Here is a 20,378-nt window from a genome sequence, read left to right as displayed (position 1 = left end):
CCTTCCGTGCCTAAGACGCAGGCACACCTTCTGACGCTTTCACGTTGCTGAGGTGTGCCATGAATATCGCGATCGTCGCTTCCGCCGGAGGCAACCAGCGCCACCGTCTTCTCGCCGTCGCCCGTGAGCTGGGCCGCGAGCACCACGTCACCATCTACTCCCGCCGTGACAACGCCGAAGGCAAGCCCAAGACGAGGGTGGCCCCGGGTGTCACGCTGGAGCAGCTCGACGTGGGCCCGGCCGAGGACCTGTCCGCCGACGACGTGCTGCCCTACCTCAACGACCTCGGCGACCACCTCTCCAAGCGGTGGAACCACGACCGCCCCGACGTGATCCACGCGCACTCCTGGACCTGGGGCCTCGCCGCCGTGGCCGGCGCGCAGGGGCTGTCGGTGCCGGTGACGCAGACGTTCCACACCGTGGACACCGCGCACAAGGACGTCGAGCGGGCGCTCGGCCGCCGCGCCCGCGCCGTCATCGCCGGCTCGGGCGACGAGGAGTCGGCGCTGATCCGGCTCGGCGTGCCGCGCAACAACATCGCGATCGTCCCCCCCGGCGTCGACACCGAGCGTTTCCAGCGGCGCGGGCCGGTCGCCACGCGCGGCTCCCACAAGCGGCTGCTGCACGTCGGCCCGCTCACCCCCGACCGCGGCGCGCACACCATCGTGCGGGCGCTGCAGGGCCTCCAGGACGTCGAGCTGGTCATCGCCGGCGGCCCCGAGCCCGAGGACCTGGACGCCGACCGCGACGCCCGCCGCCTGCGCGTGCTGGCCGAGCAGCTCGGCGTCGCCGACCGCGTCACGCTGCTGGGCCAGGTCAAGCGCCCGGCCGTGCCCAAGCTCATGCGCAGCGCGGACGCCGTGGTGTCGGTGCCGCGCGAGGCCGCGAGCGGGACCGTCGCGCTGGAGGCCATGGCCTGCGGCGTGCCGGTCATCGCCTCGGCCGTCGGCGCGCACCTCGACTCCGTCATCGACGGCGTGACCGGCCTGCTGGTGCCGCCGGACCGGCCCGCTAGCACCGCGCGGCTGGCCCGCGAGCTGCTGCAGGACCCGACGCTGCGCACCGCCCTCGGCTACGCGGGCGCCGACCGGGCGCGCTCGCGCTACTCCTGGGAGCGGGTCAGCCAGGAGCTCGTCCGGGTGTACGAGGCCGCCTGCGCCTGACGGTCGCGCGAATCTCCGGCTCCGGCAGGGCTTTCTCCTGCCGGAGCCGTTCGTTCTCCCGCTACCGGCCCTCCTGGCGGCACAGCCGCGCGGCCTTCAGCCCCAGGTGGACGGCCAGGCGGTCGTCGCCGTCCGACAGGTCCTGGCCGATCAGGCGCTCGGCCTTGCCCAGCCGGTAGTAGAGGGTCTGGCGGTGGATGCCCAGCTCGGCGGCGGCCTTCTGGGCGTGGCCGCCGAGGTCGAGGTAGACCTCCACGGTCTGGGCCAGCTCGTCGTCCAGCGCCGCGGTCCCGGCCGCCAGCTCGCGCAGGTCAGGCAGGCCGAGCCGGGCCAGCAGGCGGTGCACGCCCAGGTCCTCCCAGCGGGCGACGGGGGCGTACCGGGGGAAGTGCTCGGCGATCCGCAGCGCCTGGCGGGCCTCGCGCCAGCTCAGCCAGGCGTCGGCCGGGTCCGCGCGGGGCGCGCCGACGCCCGCGGCGGTGCCGTACGCGCTCCGCACCGTCTGCGCCACCTCCCCCGCCAGGTGCGCGGGGGCGAGCAGGGCGACCGGCGAGCCGCGGCGGGCCAGCACGCCGCGCGGCAGCGTCCAGAGGGCGGCCACCCGCTCCTGCGACTCGCGTACCGCGATGGCCGTGACCGGGCCGGCCGCTTCGACGGCGGCTCCCGCGCGCTCCTCCGGGTCGGCGGAGAACAGCGCGAGCAGCCCCCGCCCGAGGTCGTCGCGGCTCCTCGCCTCCTGGGCGAGCGCGCCGGCGGCCCTCGCCACGAGCGGCGCGGCCGCGGCCAGCCGCTCGTCGGTGAGCGCGCCGGAGTCGAGCAGCCACAGGTAGCCGTAGGTGACCTCGCCGTGCCGCAGCGGCCAGCACACCCGGGCGAGGACCCCGAGCGCGGCGTCGGCCGGGATCCGCACCGGGCCCTCGGCGCGGGCGATGCCGTAGCGTTCGAAGTAGTCGCGCACCTCGCCGCTGGCCCGCCTGCGCAGGATCGACTCCTGGCGGACCGTGTCGATGTCGCCGTGCTGCGCGCCGTAGGCGAGCAGGCGGAACGAGCGGTCCTCCAGCGTGGCGGAGGCGCCCAGCCGGGCGGCGATCTCGTCCACGGTCTCTTGTAGGTCTGCCGGGTCATACATTTGTATGACAGCCTGCCACAAGAGGCGTTACGCCCGTCAATGGACCCCTCTGAGCTGGGATTTCTACACTTGGGCCCATGCTCGGTCAACTGCTGCTCGCCGCTTCCAGGAGTGGCCTCGTCCGCCGCTCCGTGTCAGGCTTCCCGCTCACCAAAAAGGTGGTCGAGCGGTTCGTCGCGGGCGAGAGCGTCGAGGAGGCCCGCGTCGCCGTCGAACGCCTCCGGGACGCGAACCTGGCCGTGACCATCGACCATCTCGGCGAGGAGACGCTCGACGCCGGCGCCGCCAAGGCCACCGCCGGCGCGTACATCACGCTGCTGGAGGCGCTGCGCCCGCTGGGGCTGGGCGCGCGCGGCGAGGTGTCGGTCAAGCTGTCGGCCGTCGGACAGCGGCTCGACGACGCCATGGCGCTGGAGCACGCCCGCGAGATCTGCGCGGCCGCCGCGCTCAACGGCTCGACCGTGACCCTCGACATGGAGGACCACACGACCGTCGACTCCACCCTCGCCATCCTGCGCAAGCTGCGCGAGGACCACCCGGCGACGGGCGTGGCCATCCAGGCGTACCTGTTCCGCAGCGAGGCGGACTGCCGCGACCTGTCCGCCGAGGGCTCCCGCGTCCGGCTGGTCAAGGGCGCCTACCGCGAGCCCGCCTCCGTCGCCCACCAGGGCAAGCCCGAGGTCGACAAGGCGTACGTCCGATGCCTGCGGATCCTCATGGCGGGGAAGGGTTACCCCATGGTGGCGACGCACGACGATCGCCTGATCGCGATCACGGAGCTGCTCGCCGACCGGTACGGGCGATCGATCGGCGACCACGAGTTCCAGATGCTCTACGGAATCCGGACCGACCGGCAGGAGTCCCTGGCGGGCGCCGGTCACACGGTCCGCGTCTACGTCCCGTACGGCGACGACTGGTACGGCTACTTCATGCGCCGCCTGGCGGAGCGCCCGGCCAACGTCGCCTTCTTCCTTCGCGCCCTTGGGGGTAAGTAAGTGGATGCCATCAGCAATGTCCCCGTGCCCGCGAACGAGCCGATCCACGGCTACGCGCCGGGCAGCGCCGAGCGGGCCGCGCTGGAGGACCGCATCAAGGAGCTCTCCGGCGCCTCGATCGACCTGACCATGACCATCGGCGGCGAGCAGCGGCTCGGCGGCGGCGCGCCCATCGACGTGGTGCAGCCGCACAACCATGCCTCCGTCCTGGGCCGTACCAACGACGCTACGGCCCAGGACGTGCGGGACGCGATCGACAACGCACTGCGGGCGGCGCACGCCTGGCGGGCGCTGTCGTTCGACGAGCGGGCGGCGATCTTCCTCAAGGCCGCCGACCTGCTCGCCGGGCCGTGGCGGGCCACGCTGAACGCCGCCACGATGCTCGGCCAGTCGAAGTCGGTGCAGCAGGCGGAGATCGACGCGGCCTGCGAGCTGATCGACTTCCTGCGCTTCAACGTGTCCTACGCCCGGCAGCTCTACGCCGACCAGCCGATCTCGTCGCCGGGCGTGTGGAACCGGATGGAGTACCGGCCGCTCGAGGGGTTCGTGCTGGCGATCACGCCGTTCAACTTCACGGCCATCGCCGGCAACCTGCCCGCCTCGGCCGCGCTGATGGGCAACGTGGTGGTCTGGAAGCCGTCGCCGACGCAGCAGTTCGCCGCGCACTTCACGATGCGGCTGCTGGAGGAGGCCGGGCTGCCGCCGGGCGTCATCAACATGGTCACCGGCAACGGCCAGGGCGTCTCCGAGGCCGCGCTCACCCACCCGGCGCTCGCGGGCATCCACTTCACCGGCTCCACCGCGACGTTCCAGCACCTGTGGGCCACCGTGGGCCAGAACATCGCCTCCTACCACGCCTACCCGCGCCTGGTCGGCGAGACCGGCGGCAAGGACTTCGTGCTCGCCCACCCGTCCGCGGACCCGGCCGTGCTGTCCACGGCGCTGATCAGGGGCGCGTTCGAGTACCAGGGGCAGAAGTGCTCGGCGGCGTCGCGGGCGTACGTGCCGCGCTCCGTCTGGAACCGCGTGCGCGACGACTTCGTCGCCACGGCCGAGTCGCTGACCGTCGGGGACGTGACCGGCGACCTGTCGACGTTCATGGGGGCCGTCATCGACGGGCGGGCCTTCGCCAAGCACAAGGCGGCGATCGACCGGGCGCGCGAGTCCGCGGACATCGACCTGCTCACCGGCTCCTACGACGACAGCACGGGCTGGTTCGTCCGGCCGACGGTCCTGGAGTGCGCCGACCCGACGGACGAGATCTTCGTCAAGGAGTACTTCGGGCCCATCCTCGGCGTGCACGTCTACGACGACGGCGACTTCGACCGGGTGCTCGACCAGATGGAGGGCGTGGCGCCGTACGCGCTGACCGGCTCGATCATCGCGCAGGACCGGTACGCCATCGCCTCGGCCTCGGAGCGGCTGCGCTTCGCGGCGGGCAACTTCTACGTCAACGACAAGCCGACGGGCGCGGTCGTGGGTCAGCAGCCGTTCGGCGGCGCGCGGGCCTCGGGCACCAACGACAAGGCCGGGTCGATCTTCAACCTGATCCGCTGGGTGAACGCCCGCACGATCAAGGAGCTGTTCGTCCCGCCGACGGACCACCGTTACCCGCACATGGGCTGAGTCCCTGACCGCGGCACGCCGAGAGTCCTCGAAGGCTCTCGGCGTGCCGCGCAGCGTCGCGAATCTCTCAAAGCTCTTCCGGTGGGGTTGGCAGGCGGGTGCGCGCCCTCCGGGCGAACACCGGCACCCCCGCACGTTCGAGGGCATGGGTGATGTCCGCACCGGTCATCGGCGGGCGCCGCTTGCCCTCCGCCATCCTGACCAGAGCCGCGACCACCTCGTGAGGGCTCTGCGCCAACAGCGAGCACAGATAGGTGTCAGGATCGGTGACGGTCACCTCGTAAGCGCTCAAGGTCGCGGCAGGAAAATCAGTGAGATTCCAGGTGACCAAGGTCTGGGCGCGGCCGGCGATAGCGGCCGCCATGTGATGACGATCATCGGGGTCAGGGCCGGCCAGCCGATCCAACAGGTGCTTGTAGTCGTCCTCGGGCACGCGGGTGTCGGCGAAGAACTCCCGAATTGCCGAGCTGATGCGGGCCGCCGCCGCCGCGGAGCGGTGCTGCTCACGCACGATGACGCGCTCCCACTCCTCCAGCAGGTGATCACTCCAGATCACGGTGTGCACCGCGTCCTCGGTCAGAGCGAGCATCAGGTCCATCAGCGAGAACGGGAACAGCACGTTGGTATCTACGAAGACCCGCACCATCGCGTGCTCCCGGGAGGTCAGTAGGGCAGATCCGCTTCTTCGACGACGTCCATGATCCTGCGACGGCCTTCCGCTCGCCGTTCGCGGCGAGCCTGGAACTCCAGGACATCCACGAGGCGCACCAGGCGATGACGGCTGTCCGGCAGATGTTGAGAGGGGATCTCACCCTCGTCGAGCAGACGTGCGACGAAGGGACGTGACAGCCCCAACAGCTCGGCGGCCTCGTTCGGAGTCAGCCGAGTCTCCACCGGCAGGGCCAGGACGGCGTTGCCCTTCGCTAGGTCGTGCGCTGCCGCCACCAGGAGGTTCACCAGCGACTGGGGCAACTCGGTGTCGGTGCCGTCGGGTTCCCGCAGCACCAGCGACGCCTTTGCGGCAGCCGCGGTCGCCTCCAGGTGAGCAAGCAGCTCACGATCACCGCTGTCCGCCTCGACACGTGTCGCGCCGGCCAGAACACCCGTGCGGCTCATGGCCACCTCCGCCTCAAGGGATATCTGAAATAAGTGTAACTCGGTTTGGCCGGACACCCAATGCCGGGGGCCGGTGGCGTAATGTGCAACGGTCGTGTCGTTGACGCCACGCCGCCGCCGCGACCAGCATGAAAGGCATGCAGCGGAGGATCGTGGTCGTCGTCTTCCCCGGCTTCCAGCTCCTCGACCTGGCCGGGCCCGCCGACGTGTTCGGCACGGCCGAGCTGGTCACGCCCGGCTCCTACCGGGTCGAGGTGGTCGCGCCGCGCGCCGGCCTCGTGACCGCGGGGAACGGCGTCACGGTCATGGCGGGCGCCCTCGACGAGGTCGAGGGGCCGATCGACACGCTGATGGTGGCCGGCGGGCTGTCGGTGCCCCGGCACCTGGCGGACGCCGCGCTCGTCGGCGGCATCGCGGCGCGGGCCGGGGCGGCCCGGCGCGTCGCGTCGGTGTGCAACGGGGCGTTCCTGCTGGCCGAGGCCGGCCTCCTGGAGCGCCGCCGGGCCACCACCCACTGGCTGAGCGCGGGCGAGCTGCGCGAGCGCTACCCGGACGTCGAGGTGGACGCCGACCCCCTCTACATCGAGGACGGCCACGTGTGGACCTCGGCCGGGGTGCTGTCCGGGGTCGACCTCGCGCTGGCGCTCGTGGCCAGGGACCTCGGGCACGAGCCGGCCGGACGGGTCGCCAGGGGGCTCGTCGTCTACCTGCACCGGCCCGGCGGGCAGAGCCAGTTCAGCCTGCCGATGGCGGCGCTGACGCCGCGCAGCGAGCCGCTGCGGGAGCTGCAGGCGTACATCGACGCCCACCCCTGCTCCGACCTCAGCGTGCCCGCGCTCGCCGCGCGGGCGGGCATGAGCGAGCGGCACTTCTCCCACGTCTTCACCCGCCAGACCGGGCTCTCCCCCGGCCGGTACGTCGAGCGCAGCCGCGCCGACGCCGCCCGGCGGCTCCTGGAGACCACCGACCATCCGCTGGACACGGTGGCCAGGCGCTCCGGGCTCGGGACGGCCGAGACGCTCTACCGCGTCTTCCGCCGCCACTGGCGGGTCTCGCCCGGCGACCACCGCCGCCGGTTCTCACCACCCAAGGAGCGTTGACGATGCACGTCGCCATCCCCCTCTATCCCCGGTTCACGGCGCTGGACGCGGTCGGGCCTTACACGGTGCTCGCCTTCGCGCCCGGCTGGAGGGTCACGTTCGTCGCCGCCGAGCCCGGCCCGGTGACCGACGACCGAGGCACGCTCAGCCTCACCGCCACCGCCTGCTACGCCGACGTGCCCGACCCCGACGTGATCGTGGTGCCCGGCGGCATCGGCACCTTCGACGTGCTCGCCGACGAGGCCCTGCTCGGCTGGATCCGGCGCGCGCACGAGCATACGAGCTGGACGACGTCCGTGTGCAGCGGCTCCCTGCTGCTCGGCGCGGCCGGCCTGCTCGGCGGCCTGCGGGCCACCAGCCACTGGGCGGTGCTGGAGATGCTGCGGGAGTACGGGGCGGAGCCGGTGAGCGAGCGCGCCGTCGTCCAGGGCAAGGTGGTGACGGCGGCGGGGGTGTCGGCGGGCATCGACATGGCGCTGACGCTGCTGGCGCGGGCCCGGGACGAGGAGACGGCGCAGACGGTGCAGCTCGCCCTGGAGTACGATCCGCAGCCGCCGTTCGACGCGGGCTCGCCGCGTACGGCCCCGGCGGGCCTCGCCGACCGCGCCCTCCACCTCATCGTCTGACGCGCGTCCGTGAGCCGGGGCGCCTTCTCGGGAGGCCCTCTCGTCAGGCCGGGTCATCCTCGGGAAGGGCGCCCAGCGGCAGCACGTCGAAGTGGATCACCACGTGCCCGGTCGGCTGGTCGCGCCCCTCGGCCGGCTCCGGCTCCCTGTGGTCCGACACCGTGCGGTAGCGCTCCAGCACCTCCAGCACCTGGTCGCGCAGCTCGGCGGTCTCCTCGGCGGTGAGCCGCAGTGACCGCCGCCCGAACCCGCTCGCCTCCACCCACTCCGCCGGCGCCCGTGACGCCCCTTCCCGCCATCTCGCCAGCTCCGTGCCGCGCTGGCGTACGAGGTCGTCCAGCAGGACCTCCAGGGCGCTGGCGGCCTCGGCGTCGGACGGTGGCTCGCCATAGGTGAAGCCGCCGGGCACGACCCGCCAGTATTTCTCCTTCCCCCGCCCCATCCCGGTCGCGACCTCGATCATGCCGTGCCTGGCCAGCTCCCTGAGGTGGTAGCTCGTCGCTCCGGTGTTCTCCCCGAGCAGGCCGGCGAGGCCGGTCGCGGTGGCCGGGCCGCGCTCGTCGAGCAGCTCGTAGATGCGCAGTCGCAGCGGGTGCGCGAACGACTTCAGCGCGTTCGCGTCAAGCGTACGGGCGGAGAAGCTCTTGCTTTTCGTCACGTGCAAGCCTATCTTTGCAAAGAAATCCATGCACACTTTTCCTTGTATGCCTCCCACCCTACTGGAGTGAGCCATGACCGGCCACGGCCTCGGGCGGCCCTTCGCCTTCCTGTGGTCCTCCACCGCGCTGTCCAACCTGGCCGACGGCGTGCTCAAGATCGGCGCGCCCCTGCTGGCGGTGTCGATGACCCGCTCCCCCACCCTGGTCTCCCTGGTCGGCGCGGCCGCCACCCTGCCCTGGCTGCTGCTCGCGCTGCCCGCCGGGGCCGTCGCCGACCGCGCCGACCGTTGCCGCGTCATGGCCGTGGCGGGGGCCGCCAGGGCGGCGGCGCTGGCGGGCGCGGCGCTGCTGGCGGCGCTCGGGGCGCTCGACCTGTGGGTGCTGCTCGCGGCCGTGCTGGCGGCCGGGGTGGCCGAGGTCTTCGCCGACACCTCGGCGCAGTCCGTCCTGCCGATGACCGTGCCCGCCTCCCAGCTCACGCGGGCCAACGGCCGGGTGTCCAGCGCCCAGATGATCGGCAACGAGTTCGCCGGCGCGCCCCTGGCCGGGCTCCTGGTCGGCCTCTTACCCGCCACCGTCTTCGGCGCCCCGGCCCTGCTGTACGCCGCCGCGGCGGCGCTCCTGCTGGGCATGCGGGGCACGTACCACGCGGGCGGGAACAGCCCGGCGCCGGGGTCGCCGCGGACGCCGCTGTGGGGCTCGCTGCGGCGGGAGGTCGGCGAGGCGCTGCGCTTCCTGCTGGCCCACCGGGTGCTGCGCAGCCTGGCGATCACCGCGGGCCTGCTCAACCTCGCCAACTCCGCCTACTTCGCCGTCTTCGTCCTGTGGGCGGTGGGCGACGGCTCGGCGATCGGCCTGCCGCCGGAGGGCTACGGCCTGATGATGACGGCCTTCGCCGGCGGCGCGGTGCTCGGCTCGCTGCTGGCCGAGCGCGTCGCCAGGATCCTCGGGGAGCTCCGCGCGCTGACGGGCTGCTGGCTCGCCACCAGCGTGCTGCTCCTGGCGCCGGTCGCCGTGCCGTCCCCGTGGGCGCTCTACCCGGCCGCCGTGCTCTGGGGCGTCTGCGGGGCGGGCGGCAACGTGCTGGTGATCTCCGCGCGGCAGCGGCTGATCCCGCCGGAGCTGCTCGGCCGGGTCAATTCGGCATACCGGCTCATCGGCATGGGCGGCATGCCGCTGGGGGCGGCCCTCGGGGGTGTCGTGGCCGAGTTCGCGGGGCTTCCTGCCGTGCTGCTGGGGGCGATCGGCGTGTGTCTGCTCGCTGCCGGACTGGTGCGGCGAGCCTTGCCGGATCGAATTTCTAGGCCTTTGACCAGCAGCGCCGCACTTCCTGACATAACCAGATCACTTTAGGCACCCTATGGGCTGTGTTGAAGTGACATGATTATCCCCGAGTCTGAGGGGATGGTATGCGGAAGATCGGCGGACGGTACCTCCTGCACGAGGAGGCCGGTCGTGGGGGTATGGGAGTCGTCTGGCGTGCGTTCGATCAGCTCCTCCACCGGACGGTGGCGCTCAAGGAGCTGACCTTGGCCGGTGAGATCGAGATGGTACGCCGCCGGGTGCTGCGTGAGGCCAGGATGGCTGCTGGGCTGACGCATCCCAACATCGTCACGGTCCACGACCTCATGGAGGAGGGCGGCAAGCTCTGGATCGTGATGGAGTACCTCGACGGGCTCTCACTGCACCAGTTGCTGTCGCAGGTCGGCACGCTCCCGGCGCAGTCGGTCGCGGCCATCGGGCAGCATCTGCTCGCCGCGCTGCGCACCGCGCACAAGGCCGGGGTGCTGCACCGCGACGTGAAACCCGCGAACGTCATGCTGACCGGGGACCGGGTGGTGCTGACCGACTTCGGCATCGCCACGGCCGAGGGCGACATCCGCATGACGACGTCGCGGCGGCTGCGCGGCACGCCCGCCTTCATGGCGCCCGAGCGCCTGCACGGCGGGCCGGCCAGCAAGGAGGCCGACATGTGGTCCTTCGGCGCCACGCTCTACAGCGCCGTCGAGGGGCAGCCCCCCTACCCGGGGCAGGACGCGGCCACGGTCCTCGGCATGGCGCGCAGCGGGCCCTACCCGCCGCCGCGCCGGGCCGGCGTGATGCGCCCCCTGCTCGAAGGGCTGCTGCACCACGACCCCGTACGCCGGTTCACGCCCGAGCAGACGGCGGGACTCCTGGCGGGGATGCGCGCCAGCACGTACCAGGCGGCCATCTGACCGTCAGCACCGCCTGACACGCCCGCCGCCTGACACGCCCGCCGCCGGCCACGGAACCGGCGGCGCGCGCCCCGCCTGGCAGCCAGGGGTGCCGCAGGGCGAGCGCTGACGCCGCTTCGGTCACCGGGGTGGACCCTGCGCCGGCGAGCATCCGGCCCTCTCGGCGGTCGCTGTGGGTCCCTGTGGCGGCGTGTCTGCGGGTCAGTCCTTCTTCGCGCGGGCGGCGGCTTCGGCGGCGTCCATGGCGGCGGCCTCTTCCGGGGTCGGGGCGGTGCCGCCCAGGTGGGCGGGCTGCCACCACACGCCCGGCGTGATCTCCGGGTAGGTGCGCTGCGCCCGGTCCACCAGCGCCGAGATGCGCTCGTGCAGGTCGGTGGTGTGCTTGCCGACGTCCTCGCCGCGCTTGGGGTGCATCGGCTCCCCCACCAGGATGGTCAGCGGGATGTGGCGCTGGAGCAGCTTGCGGGGGCGGCCCTTGGTCCAGAAGCGCTGGCTGCCCCAGAGGGCCACCGGGATGACCGGCACGTTCGTGGCCTGGGCCATCCGGATGGCGCCGTTCTTGATCTCCTTGACCGTGAACGAGCGGCTGATCGTGGCCTCGGCGAAGACGCCGACCACCTCGCCGGCCTTGAGCATGCGCAGCGCCGTCGCGTACGAGCCCGCGCCCGCCCCCCGGTCGACCGGGATGTGGTGCATGCCACGCATGAGCGGCCCGGAGACCGGGTGCTCGAAGACGTCCTGTTTGGCCATGAAACGCACCAGCCGCCGGGACGGGTGCGCGGCCCATCCGGCGAAGATGAAGTCCAGGTAGCTGATGTGGTTGCTCACCAGCACCGCTCCGCCGCTTCGCGGCACGTTCTCGGTCCCCTCCAGGTGGAAGCGGACGTCGAGCGCGCGAAAGAAGGTCCGCGCGGCGGCGATCACCGGCGGGTACACGATCTCAGCCATGTCCAGAAGGTAGCAGCCGGATCAGGCAGGTCGGACGGTGGTCGGGAGGCTGACCATGCCCCGGACGTTGCCGTGCGCGGTCCGCCTGATGCCCTCCTCGTGGATGTGGTAGTCGCGCGCGACGGCCTTGGTGAGCTCCTCCAGCGTGATCCGGCCCTCCAGGCGGGCCAGGGCGGCGCCGAGGCAGTAGTGGCGGCCGGCGCCGAAGCTGATGGCGCGGGAGGTGTCGCGGCCGAGGTCGTAGACGTCGGGGTCGGGGAAGACCTCCTCGTCCCGGTTGGCGGAGCCGATGAGCAGCCACATCCTGGCGTCGCGCGGCACGAGGACGCCGTGCAGCTCGGTGGGCTCGGTGAGGCGGCGGGCGGTGACGTGCGCGGGCGTGTCGTGACGCAGCGACTCCTCCACCCACTGCGGAACGCCGCCGTCGAAGGCGATCTCGCGCTGGCCCGGGTTGCGCCACGCCCAGTACCAGGCGGCGCAGAGCAGGTGGGTCGTGGTCTCCGAGCCCGCCCCGATCAGCAGGAACAGGAACGCGACGATCTCCTCGTCGGTGAGGTCGCCGTCGGAGACGAGCGCGGAGACGAGGTCGTCGCGCGGCTCGGCGCGGCGCTGGGCGACGACGGAGGCGTAGTAGTCACCGAGGGTCAGCAGGCCGCGCAGCCCGGGCTCGGTCAGGGTGGTGGCGAGATCGTTCCTGACCAGGACGCTCTCGGTGCGCCGTACCTTGTGCCGCCGCGACGACGGCACGCCCATCAGCTCGGAGATCACGTCGAGCGGCAGCTTGGCGGCGAGGTCGGCGGCGAAGTCGAACGTGCCCTTCGCCAGCCCTTCCTCGATGTGGGCGCGGGCGATCTCGCGGATCAGGGGTTCGAGCGCGGCGACCCGGCGGGGCGTGAACGCCCGGGACACGACGGCCCGCATCCGGGTGTGGTCGGGCGGGTCCATGGCCACGAACGACAGGTACGCCCTCGCCCGCGGCGTCCAGGCCGCGGCGTCGATCATGGGGCCGTGGTCGCTGGAGTAGCGCGCGCTGTCCACGAGCGCGGCGGCGACGTCGGCGTGCCGGGACAGGGCCCAGAAGCCGAGCTCCGGGTTGTGGTGGAGCGGGGCCTCGCGGCGTAAACGGGCGTAGACGGGGTACGGATCGTCGTTGATCGACGGGTCGTAGGGGTTGTAGCTGACCTCCACGCCGTCCACGCTACGACGCCCGCGCCTTGATGGGAACGGGGCGGACGGCTCGCCTCACGCGCCGACAGGCTGGAGACCTGATGAAGAAGCTCATCAACTCGGCGGACTCCGTCGTCGCGGACGCCCTCGACGGCATGGCCGCGGCCCATCCGTCGCTGCGGGTGCGCGACCAGGTGGTCTACCGCGCCGAGGGGCCGCGCCGCGGCAAGGTCGGCCTGGTCTCGGGCGGCGGCTCGGGGCACGAGCCGCTGCACGCCGGGTTCGTCGGGTACGGCATGCTCGACGCGGCCTGCCCCGGCGAGGTCTTCACCTCACCGGTGCCCGACCAGATCATCGACGCCACGAAGGCCGTGGACGGCGGCGCGGGCGTGCTGCACATCGTCAAGAACTACACCGGCGACGTGCTCAACTTCGAGATGGCCGCCGAGCTGGTCGAGGACGTCGAGGTGGCGAGCGTCCTGGTGGACGACGACGTGGCCGTCCAGGACTCCCTCTACACGGCTGGGCGCAGGGGCACCGGCGCCACGCTGTTCGTGGAGAAGATCGCCGGGGCGCTGGCGGAGGAGGGCGCGCCGCTGTCCGAGGTGGCGGCGATCGCGGGCGAGGTGGACGAGCGCAGCCGCTCGTTCGGCATCGCGCTCACCTCCTGTACGACGCCGCACGCCGGCAAGCCGACCTTCGACCTGCCGGACGACCAGGTGGAGCTGGGCATCGGCATCCACGGCGAGCCGGGGCGGGCCCGCGCGCCCATGGCGTCGGCGCGTGAGCTGGCCGGGGTGGCGATGGAGGCGATCCACGGGGATCTGCCGCTGGGCGGCGATCTGCTGGTCATGGTGAACGGCATGGGCGGGACGCCGCTGATGGAGCTGTACGTGGTGTTCGCCGAGGTGGAGTCGTTCGTCAGGGGGAAGGGGGCGCGGGTGACCCGTTCACTGGTCGGCAATTACGTGACAAGTCTGGATATGCAGGGGTTTTCCGTGACGGTCTGCCGGGTCGACGACGCGCTGACCCGCCTCTGGGACGCCCCGGTCGAGACGCCGGCGCTGCGCTGGGGGCGCTGATGACCGCCACGGGAGCGGGCGCCGACAGCACCAGGGGCGGGGCGAGCGGCGCGGGCCAGGCGAGCGGCGCGGGCCAGGCGAGCGGCGCGGGCCAGGCGAGCGGGGCAGGTGGCAGGCCCATGGACGCGGGTTTCTTCGTGGCGTGGTTCGAGGAGGCGGCCGGGCTGGTGCGGCGCGACCGCGACCGGCTGACCGAGCTGGACGCCGCCATCGGCGACGCCGACCACGGCACCAACCTGGACCGCGGCCTCACCGAGGTCGTCCAGGCGCTCGCCGGCTCGCCGCCGGAGTCGCCGGGGCAGGCGCTGACCGTGGCGGGGGTGACGCTGATCAGGAAGGTGGGCGGCGCGTCCGGACCGCTGTACGGCTCGGTGTTCCGGCAGATGGGGCGGAGCATCGAGGAACCGGTGACGCTGGCGAGGTTCGCGGCGGCGTTCGAGGAGGGCGTGGTGGCGCTGGAGCGGCTCGGCAAGGCGGCGCTCGGCGACAAGACGATGGTGGACGCGCTGGTCCCCGCCTCGCGGGCGCTGGCGCTGGCGCTGCGGGACGGCGTGGGGGCCCCGGAGGCGTTCGAGCTGGCAGCGCGGGCCGCCGCCGAGGGCGCGGCGGGCACGATCCCGCTGCAGGCCCGCAAGGGCCGGGCCAGCTACCTCGGCGAACGCAGCATCGGGCACGAGGACCCGGGCGCGGCGTCGTCGGCACTGTTCATGACGGCCCTGGCCACGGTGGCCGCAGGCGGCCCCGGCCCGGCGGCGGGAGCGGCGTGATGGTGGGTGTGGTGGTGGTCGCGCACAGCGCGGGGCTGGCGCGGGAGGTGGTGGCGCTGGTTCGCGGCATCGCGGGCGAGGAGGTGCCCGTGGCGGCGGCCGGCGGAACCGAGGACGGCGGGCTCGGCACCAGCCTGGACCTGGTCGAGGCCGCCGTACGCGAGGTGGACCAGGGCGACGGCGTGCTGCTCGTCCCCGACCTCGGCAGTTCGGTGCTCACCGCCAGGATGCTGGAGGAGCCGGGCCGGATCGTGGTCGCGGACGTGCCGTTCGTGGAGGGCGCGGTGGCGGCGGCGGTGACGGCGGGCACGGGCATGCCGCTGTCCGGCGTCCTGGCCGCCGCCGACGAGGCGCGCACCGTCCGCAAGCTGTGAGCCCCGGGGTCAGTGGCCCTTGAACGCCTCCTCCAGCCACCACGAGCCCCGGTCGCGGGTCACCTTGGCGTGGACGAGCAGCGGCCGGTCGCGCGGCCCCTTGAGCCATTCCGCCACGCCGCCCAGGTCGGCCTCCCGGGTGACGGTCACGGCGGCGAAGCCGTGCCCGCGCGCGATCGCGGCCAGGTCGGCGGGCGGGAAGGTGACGGTGTCCAGCGGGTGCCCGTGCGGCCCGAAGTGGTGCACCTCGGCGCCGTACGCCTCGTCGTCGTAGACCACGACCACCATCGGCAGGCCCAGCCGGACGACGGTCTCCAGCTCGGCGGCGCCCATGAGCGCGCCACCGTCGCCGAGCGCGGCGACCGGCAGCCGGTCGGGCCGGGCGACGGCCGCGCCGATCGCGGTGGCGAGGCCGAGGCCGATCGACTGGAACGCCTGGGTGAAGCAGAATCCGTTCTCGTCGGGGACGTCGAGGAACATCGACGGGTACCCCATGAAGTTGCCGCTGTCGACGGCGACGACGCGCTCGGCCGGGAGGAGGTCGTCCAGGCCGATGGTGAGCGTCCGCGGGTCGATGCGGCCGTCGTGGCCCGCGTCCTCGTACGGGACGGCCCGCCAGCGGCCCTCGGCCCGGATCCGGCCCTCGACGGCGGCCGAGCGGTAGCCGGACGAGGCCGGGACGAGGCCGGTCAGCGCCGTGGCGACGGCGGCCACGTCGCCCGTGACGCCCAGGTCGACGGGCAGGTGGACGCCGATCGCGGCGGGGTCGAGGTCCACCTGGACGACCTGGCCCGCGGCGGGGACGAGCGAGCCGTGCCTGGTGGTCCACATGTTGAGCGCGCAGCCCCAGCCGACGACGAGGTCGGCTCCCGAGATCAGCTCGGCGGCCAGCGGGGTGGCGAAGCCGCCGGACACGTCCAGGTCCCACGGGCTGCCCCGGAACAGGCCGCGGGCGACGGCGGAGGTGGCGAGGAGGGCGCCGGCCCGGCCGGCGAGCGCCTCCAGCTCCCGCCGCGCGTGCCGGGCGCCCCGCCCGGCGACGAACACCGGACGCGACGCCCCGGCCAGCAGGCGGGCGAGCGCGTCCACCTCGGCGGCGAGCGGGAGATCCCCGTCGGCCCCGCCGGCGGCGGGCCGCCCGGCCGGGCGGGCTCCGGCGGACCCCGCCGCCGGTTCGGCACCGGCAGCCGGCCGGGCGTCGGCGCCGGTGGGGCCGACGGGGCAGGGCAGCGACTGGACGTCGAGGGGCAGGTTCAGCAGGACCGTGCGGCGTTCCTCGACCGCGACCCGGTACGCCTCCTCCGTCCGCTCCCACGCCTCCTCCCCCGACGTGACCCGCATCGCGACCGCGCCCACCGCCGCCACCAGCGCATCCTGGTCGATGTGGAAGTTGGAGCGGCGGTCGGTCGCCTCACCGGCGAGGACGACGAGCGGCGTGCGGCTCTTGGCCGCCTCGGCGATGCCGGTCACGGCGTTGGTGAGGCCGGGCCCCTGGTGCACGGACAGGACGCCGGCCCGTCCGCTCATCCGCGCGTAGGCGTCGGCCATGGTCGCCGCGCCGCCCTCGTGGCGGGCCGCGACGAACCGCGCCCCCGCCGCGACCAGGGCGTTGGTGACGTGGAAGTTGCCGCTGCCGACCACGCCGAAGACGACGTCCACGCCGCGGGCGGCGAGGGCGCGGCCCACCGCCTCGGCGACGATCACCGTTCGACCAGGGCGAGGACGCGGACGGGGCTGCCGGAGCCGCCGAGGATGGGCAGCGGCGGGGCGACGACGACGGCGCCGGTCACCGGCAGACGGTCGAGGTTGCGGAGCTGGGTCAGGCCGTACTTGCCCGCGCCGAGGAGGAAGGAGTGGCAGGGGAAGGGCGGGTCGAAGGAGTGGGCGGCGCCGGCGTCGGTGCCGACGGTCTCGACGCCGAGGCCGAGGATCGGGGTCTCGGCGGCCAGCCAGGCGGCGCACTCGGCGGAGATGCCGGGCGTGTGGGAGCCGGTGGCGTCGGCGTTGAGGAAGGCGGCCTGGTCGGCGGCGCGGGCGTCCCAGCCGGTGCGGTAGAGCAGCCAGCCGCCCTCGGGCAGCGGGCCGTTGGCGCGTTCCCACTCCTTGACGTGGTCGATCTGCAGGAGGAAGTCGGGGTCCTTGGACGCCTCGGCGGCCAGGTCGAGCACGACGGCGGGGGCGATCAGCCGGGCGGCGGGCACCTGGGAGACGTCCTCGCCGTCGCGGCCGGTGGCCCAGTGGACGGGCGCGTCGAAGTGGGTGCCGGTGTGCTCGCCGGTGTGGATGTCGTTCCAGTACCAGGCGGGGCCGCGGTCGTCGTAGCGGCTGATCTCCTCCAGGCGGAACGGGATGGTGTTGCCGAACGGCTCGGGGAGCTGGAGGATCGGCGTCTCGGCCGAGAGCGGCGCGGTGAGGTCGATCACCTCGATGGCGCCGCTGCGCACGCTGTCCACGAAGCTTCTCAAGACCGACATGTCATCCTCCTCGATGTGGCTGAGCGCATCCTCCTACGCCCGCCCCCACGGCCGCAAACACCGCCGCGGGCCCGGCCGCGCCGGTGACGCGGCTCGTCAGCCCGCTGAAGCTCGTACTGGCCTCATGCGCGGGTCCACTCCACGCAGCCGCCGGTGGAGAACGCCTTGTCGGTCGGCTGGACGGTGACGGTGGCCGGGCCGGTCGGCATGCCCGAGGTGATGACGTCGTCGAGCCCGGCGGTGGCGCTGCGCATCCGGGCCCAGAAACACATGGAGAAGCCGGACGTCGGGCCGGAGGTGCGGTAGGTGCCGGGCTGGATGTCCCTGCCGACGACGAGGGTGCGGAGGGAGGCGGGGTTCACGCCGGTCCCGGCGGACGCGCCACCGCTCGGCACGACGCCGGGCTCGGTCGCGGCCGGCCCGGTGGCCCCCGGATCAGTGGCGGGAGGGCCGGTGGCGCCCGGCTGAGTGGCGCCCGGATCAGTGGCGGACGGATCAGTGGCGGGCGGATCAGTGGCGGGCGGCGGGGTCGCGGACGGATCCGGAGCGGGTGGTTCGGTGTCCTCGACGGTCACGGTGGCCGCGGGCTCGGGCCCGGCGTCCGCGCCGTCGCCCGTGCCGGCCGCGCCGAAGCCCACGAAGACGCCCAGCAGGAAGCCGAGCAGCGCGGCGAGCCCGGACACCAGCACGATGATCGGCGGGCTGCTGGTCGCGCGCGGGTATTCGGGGGGGTATCCGGGGGGAGGCGGCCCGTACGTCACGGACCCCAGCGTCCCACCCCTGTCAACGGTGCAGGTAGTCGACGAGCGACGCCTTCTCCGTCTCCAGTTCCTCGATGGCGCTCTTGACCACGTCGCCGATGCTGACGATGCCGGCCAGGCGGCCGTTCTCGACGACCGGCATGTGGCGGAAGCGCTGCTCGGTCATGATCTGCCGCAGCGCCTCGACGTTCTCACCGGGCCCGACGGTGTGCACGTCGGTGGTCATGATGGCGGAGACCGGCTCCTCCAGCACGCCCGCGCCGCGCTCGTTCAGGTGGCGGACCACGTCGCGCTCGGAGGCGATGCCCTCGATGGTGAGGCCGTCGGTGGAGACCACCACGGCTCCGATGTTGTGCGCGGCGAGCTGCGCGAGCAGCGCCCGGACGGACGCCGACGGCGGCATGGTCGTCACCTGGCTGCCCTTGGCGCGCAGGATCGTCCCGATGAGCATCTGGCATCACCCTCTGCCTCGGTTCTCCTTCTCCTGCCACCAGGCAAACAAGCCGGTGGGGACCCCGTCAACCCGTCCCGTAGGCTGCTTGCCGGACCCGCTCCACTACATGTACCGATTCATCACTTGACCAGGGACACAGTGAGATGACCGAGCCGCTGAACATCGGAAGCCATGACCTGCCCGTCACCGGCGAACTGGCCGCCTTCATGCGGACGGGCTGGGCGGACACCCGGCGCACCGACGTGACGGCGCTGCCGGTCGCGCCCTGGGCCGCCAAGCGCCGCGCCGCCCTCGCGTCCCGTTTCCCCGGGGAGCGGCTGGTGATCCCGGCGGGCACGCTCAAGGTCCGCAGCAACGACGCCGACTTCCGGTTCCGTCCGCACAGCGCGTACGCGTACTTGACCGGCGCCGGCGAGCCGGACGACGTGCTGGTGGTCGAGCCGTCCGGTGAGAGCGTGCTCTACCTGCGGCCGCGTTCGCCGCGCGGCGAGGGCCAGGAGTTCTACCGCGACCGCCGCTACGGCGAGTTCTGGGCCGGCCGCCGCCCCGACCTGGCCGAGGCCGCCGAGCTCTACCAGGTGGAGTGCGCCCACATCCGCGACCTCGACCTCGACCGGCCGGCCCGGGTGCTGCGCGGCGTGGACCCGTCGGTGGACGCCCGCGCGCCGCGCGGCGCGGACGGCGCGGACGCCGAGCTGGAGACGTTCCTGTCGGAGCTGCGGCTGATCAAGGACGAGTGGGAGCTCGGCGAGCTGCAGCACGCCGTGGACGCCACCGCCCGCGGCTTCGAGGACGTCGTACGCGCCCTGCCCCAGGCGCTGGCCCACCCGCGCGGCGAGCGCTACCTGGAGGGCGTGTTCGGGCTGCGGGCCCGTCTGGAGGGCAACGCGACCGGCTACGAGAGCATCGTCGCCTCCGGCGCGCACGCCTGCGTGCTGCACTGGATCCGCAACGACGGCCGGCTCGACAGGAACGACCTGCTGCTGCTGGACGCGGGCGTCGAGACCGACACCCTCTACACCGCCGACGTGACCCGCACCTTCCCCCTGTCGGGGCGCTTCACGCCGGCGCAGCGGCAGGCGTACGAGCTGGTGTACGAGGCCCAGAACGCGGCCATCGCCACGCTGCGCCCCGGCGCCCGCTTCCGTGACTTCCACCTGGCGGCCATGCGGGTGATCTGCGACGGCCTGCGCGACTGGGGGCTGCTCAAGGGCTCGACCGACGAGCTCATGGAGACCGGGCTATACCGCCGTTACACGCTCTGCAGCAGCGGCCACATGCTCGGCCTGGACGTGCACGACTGCGCCCGTGCGCGCGGCGAGGTCTACCTGGACGGCGTCCTGGAGGAGGGCCAGGTGCTGACCGTGGAGCCCGGCCTGTACTTCCAGCCGGACGACCTGACGCTGCCCGAGGAGCTGCGCGGCATGGGCATCCGCATCGAGGACGATCTCACGGTCACCGCCGGCGGGGCCGTGCTCATGTCGGCCGCGCTCCCCCGCCGCGCCGACGAGATCGAGTCGTGGATGAGCGGCCTGGCGTAACGAAGCGGCCACCTTTCCGCCGGTGCTGACAAGGCACGGCCGGCGCCTCATCGCTTTCCCGCAAATTCTGAACAAAGCGTCGACTGCTGGACAACCCGTCAGTAGGGTGGCTGATCCGTAGGCGGCGGAGGTGGTCAGCGCATGGCCGTGCCCGGATCTGCGTCTGGATTTGTGGGGCGA

At 73.2% G+C, this 20,378-nt stretch carries 21 protein-coding genes; 11 read left to right on the top strand and 10 right to left on the bottom strand.

Features of this window, described 5'->3' with window-relative positions; all coding sequences use genetic code 11:
- Positions 1 to 59: 59 nt before the first annotated feature.
- A complete protein-coding gene (locus tag Nocox_RS16290; protein WP_020547931.1) occupies positions 60 to 1,163 on the top strand; it encodes a glycosyltransferase in 1,104 nt (367 codons plus the stop codon).
- 61 nt (positions 1,164 to 1,224) lie between these two features.
- Here Nocox_RS16290 and Nocox_RS16285 read toward each other — a convergent pair whose 3' ends face one another.
- On the bottom strand, positions 1,225 to 2,262 hold the full coding sequence (locus Nocox_RS16285) for a PucR family transcriptional regulator (protein WP_020547932.1): 1,038 nt from the start codon (positions 2,260 to 2,262) through the stop codon (positions 1,225 to 1,227).
- Between the two features lie 107 nt (positions 2,263 to 2,369).
- Between Nocox_RS16285 and Nocox_RS16280 the strand changes: the two genes are divergently transcribed.
- Both Nocox_RS16280 and pruA read left to right on the top strand, forming a co-directional pair.
- The gene (locus Nocox_RS16280) at positions 2,370 to 3,287 is read left to right on the top strand and encodes a proline dehydrogenase family protein (RefSeq protein ID WP_026215307.1); all 918 of its coding nucleotides are present in this window, start codon (positions 2,370 to 2,372) and stop codon (positions 3,285 to 3,287) included.
- Complete coding sequence (gene pruA, locus Nocox_RS16275; protein ID WP_026215308.1) at positions 3,288 to 4,913, top strand: L-glutamate gamma-semialdehyde dehydrogenase; 1,626 nt, start codon at positions 3,288 to 3,290, stop codon at positions 4,911 to 4,913. It begins immediately after the preceding gene.
- A 67-nt stretch (positions 4,914 to 4,980) separates the two neighbouring features.
- Here the strand turns inward: pruA and Nocox_RS16270 are convergent, their stop codons facing one another.
- Together Nocox_RS16270 and Nocox_RS16265 are read right to left on the bottom strand one after the other, a co-directional pair.
- On the bottom strand, positions 4,981 to 5,559 hold the full coding sequence (locus Nocox_RS16270; protein WP_020547935.1) for a PIN domain-containing protein: 579 nt from the start codon (positions 5,557 to 5,559) through the stop codon (positions 4,981 to 4,983).
- 17 nt (positions 5,560 to 5,576) lie between these two features.
- Positions 5,577 to 6,029 carry a helix-turn-helix domain-containing protein gene (locus Nocox_RS16265; RefSeq protein WP_033411669.1) on the bottom strand — a complete coding sequence of 151 codons (453 nt, stop codon included), beginning with the start codon at positions 6,027 to 6,029 and terminating at the stop codon, positions 5,577 to 5,579.
- 137 nt (positions 6,030 to 6,166) lie between these two features.
- On the opposite strand from Nocox_RS16265, the gene Nocox_RS16260 reads away from it, so the two are divergent.
- Both Nocox_RS16260 and Nocox_RS16255 read left to right on the top strand, forming a co-directional pair.
- The gene (locus Nocox_RS16260; protein WP_020547937.1) at positions 6,167 to 7,129 is read left to right on the top strand and encodes a GlxA family transcriptional regulator; all 963 of its coding nucleotides are present in this window, start codon (positions 6,167 to 6,169) and stop codon (positions 7,127 to 7,129) included.
- A gap of 2 nt (positions 7,130 to 7,131) precedes the next feature.
- The gene (locus Nocox_RS16255; RefSeq protein WP_020547938.1) at positions 7,132 to 7,755 is read left to right on the top strand and encodes a DJ-1/PfpI family protein; all 624 of its coding nucleotides are present in this window, start codon (positions 7,132 to 7,134) and stop codon (positions 7,753 to 7,755) included.
- A gap of 43 nt (positions 7,756 to 7,798) precedes the next feature.
- Here Nocox_RS16255 and Nocox_RS16250 read toward each other — a convergent pair whose 3' ends face one another.
- Positions 7,799 to 8,413, bottom strand: a complete 615-nt coding sequence (locus Nocox_RS16250) for an ArsR/SmtB family transcription factor (protein ID WP_211212871.1) — start codon at positions 8,411 to 8,413, stop codon at positions 7,799 to 7,801.
- Between the two features lie 73 nt (positions 8,414 to 8,486).
- Between Nocox_RS16250 and Nocox_RS16245 the strand changes: the two genes are divergently transcribed.
- Together Nocox_RS16245 and Nocox_RS16240 are read left to right on the top strand one after the other, a co-directional pair.
- Positions 8,487 to 9,767: an MFS transporter gene (locus Nocox_RS16245; protein ID WP_020547940.1), complete on the top strand. Its 1,281-nt coding sequence runs from the start codon at positions 8,487 to 8,489 to the stop codon at positions 9,765 to 9,767.
- Positions 9,768 to 9,823: 56 nt separating this feature from the next.
- Positions 9,824 to 10,630 (top strand): serine/threonine-protein kinase, encoded by an 807-nt coding sequence (locus Nocox_RS16240; protein WP_026215311.1) that lies wholly within the window; start codon positions 9,824 to 9,826, stop codon positions 10,628 to 10,630.
- A 201-nt stretch (positions 10,631 to 10,831) separates the two neighbouring features.
- Here the strand turns inward: Nocox_RS16240 and Nocox_RS16235 are convergent, their stop codons facing one another.
- Entirely contained in the window at positions 10,832 to 11,578 is a 747-nt protein-coding gene (locus Nocox_RS16235; protein WP_020547942.1) for a lysophospholipid acyltransferase family protein, read from the bottom strand.
- A gap of 21 nt (positions 11,579 to 11,599) precedes the next feature.
- Positions 11,600 to 12,766 carry a cytochrome P450 gene (locus tag Nocox_RS16230; RefSeq protein WP_157383544.1) on the bottom strand — a complete coding sequence of 389 codons (1,167 nt, stop codon included), beginning with the start codon at positions 12,764 to 12,766 and terminating at the stop codon, positions 11,600 to 11,602.
- A gap of 80 nt (positions 12,767 to 12,846) precedes the next feature.
- On the opposite strand from Nocox_RS16230, the gene dhaK reads away from it, so the two are divergent.
- The 3 genes from dhaK to Nocox_RS16215 are packed head-to-tail and all read left to right on the top strand — an operon-like array spanning position 12,847 to position 14,968.
- Entirely contained in the window at positions 12,847 to 13,827 is a 981-nt protein-coding gene (dhaK, locus tag Nocox_RS16225; protein WP_020547944.1) for a dihydroxyacetone kinase subunit DhaK, read from the top strand.
- Positions 13,827 to 14,594, top strand: coding sequence for a dihydroxyacetone kinase subunit DhaL (gene dhaL / locus Nocox_RS16220; RefSeq protein WP_246649798.1), 768 nt, complete (start codon positions 13,827 to 13,829; stop codon positions 14,592 to 14,594). The genes dhaK and dhaL overlap by 1 nt, the downstream gene beginning before the upstream one ends.
- On the top strand, positions 14,594 to 14,968 hold the full coding sequence (locus tag Nocox_RS16215; RefSeq protein ID WP_020547946.1) for a PTS-dependent dihydroxyacetone kinase phosphotransferase subunit DhaM: 375 nt from the start codon (positions 14,594 to 14,596) through the stop codon (positions 14,966 to 14,968). The genes dhaL and Nocox_RS16215 overlap by 1 nt, the downstream gene beginning before the upstream one ends.
- 9 nt (positions 14,969 to 14,977) lie before the next feature.
- Here the strand turns inward: Nocox_RS16215 and Nocox_RS16210 are convergent, their stop codons facing one another.
- From Nocox_RS16210 to Nocox_RS16195, 4 genes are all read right to left on the bottom strand, one after another.
- Positions 14,978 to 16,672: a thiamine pyrophosphate-binding protein gene (locus tag Nocox_RS16210; protein WP_020547947.1), complete on the bottom strand. Its 1,695-nt coding sequence runs from the start codon at positions 16,670 to 16,672 to the stop codon at positions 14,978 to 14,980.
- Positions 16,669 to 17,442 carry a cyclase family protein gene (locus Nocox_RS16205; protein ID WP_020547948.1) on the bottom strand — a complete coding sequence of 258 codons (774 nt, stop codon included), beginning with the start codon at positions 17,440 to 17,442 and terminating at the stop codon, positions 16,669 to 16,671. The genes Nocox_RS16210 and Nocox_RS16205 overlap by 4 nt, the downstream gene beginning before the upstream one ends.
- Before the next feature lie 122 nt (positions 17,443 to 17,564).
- On the bottom strand, positions 17,565 to 18,203 hold the full coding sequence (locus Nocox_RS16200) for an Rv1352/Rv1906c domain-containing protein (protein ID WP_020547949.1): 639 nt from the start codon (positions 18,201 to 18,203) through the stop codon (positions 17,565 to 17,567).
- 22 nt (positions 18,204 to 18,225) lie between these two features.
- Positions 18,226 to 18,654, bottom strand: coding sequence for a CBS domain-containing protein (locus Nocox_RS16195; RefSeq protein ID WP_020547950.1), 429 nt, complete (start codon positions 18,652 to 18,654; stop codon positions 18,226 to 18,228).
- Between the two features lie 146 nt (positions 18,655 to 18,800).
- Between Nocox_RS16195 and Nocox_RS16190 the strand changes: the two genes are divergently transcribed.
- Positions 18,801 to 20,198: an aminopeptidase P family protein gene (locus Nocox_RS16190; RefSeq protein ID WP_020547951.1), complete on the top strand. Its 1,398-nt coding sequence runs from the start codon at positions 18,801 to 18,803 to the stop codon at positions 20,196 to 20,198.
- The last annotated feature ends 180 nt before the right edge of the window (positions 20,199 to 20,378 follow it).

Origin of the sequence: Nonomuraea coxensis DSM 45129 (assembly GCF_019397265.1) — a bacterium.
Lineage (GTDB): Bacteria > Actinomycetota > Actinomycetes > Streptosporangiales > Streptosporangiaceae > Nonomuraea > Nonomuraea coxensis.
The sequence above is the reverse complement of the archived record's forward strand: the minus strand, read 5'-3'. Positions and strand labels throughout refer to the sequence as shown.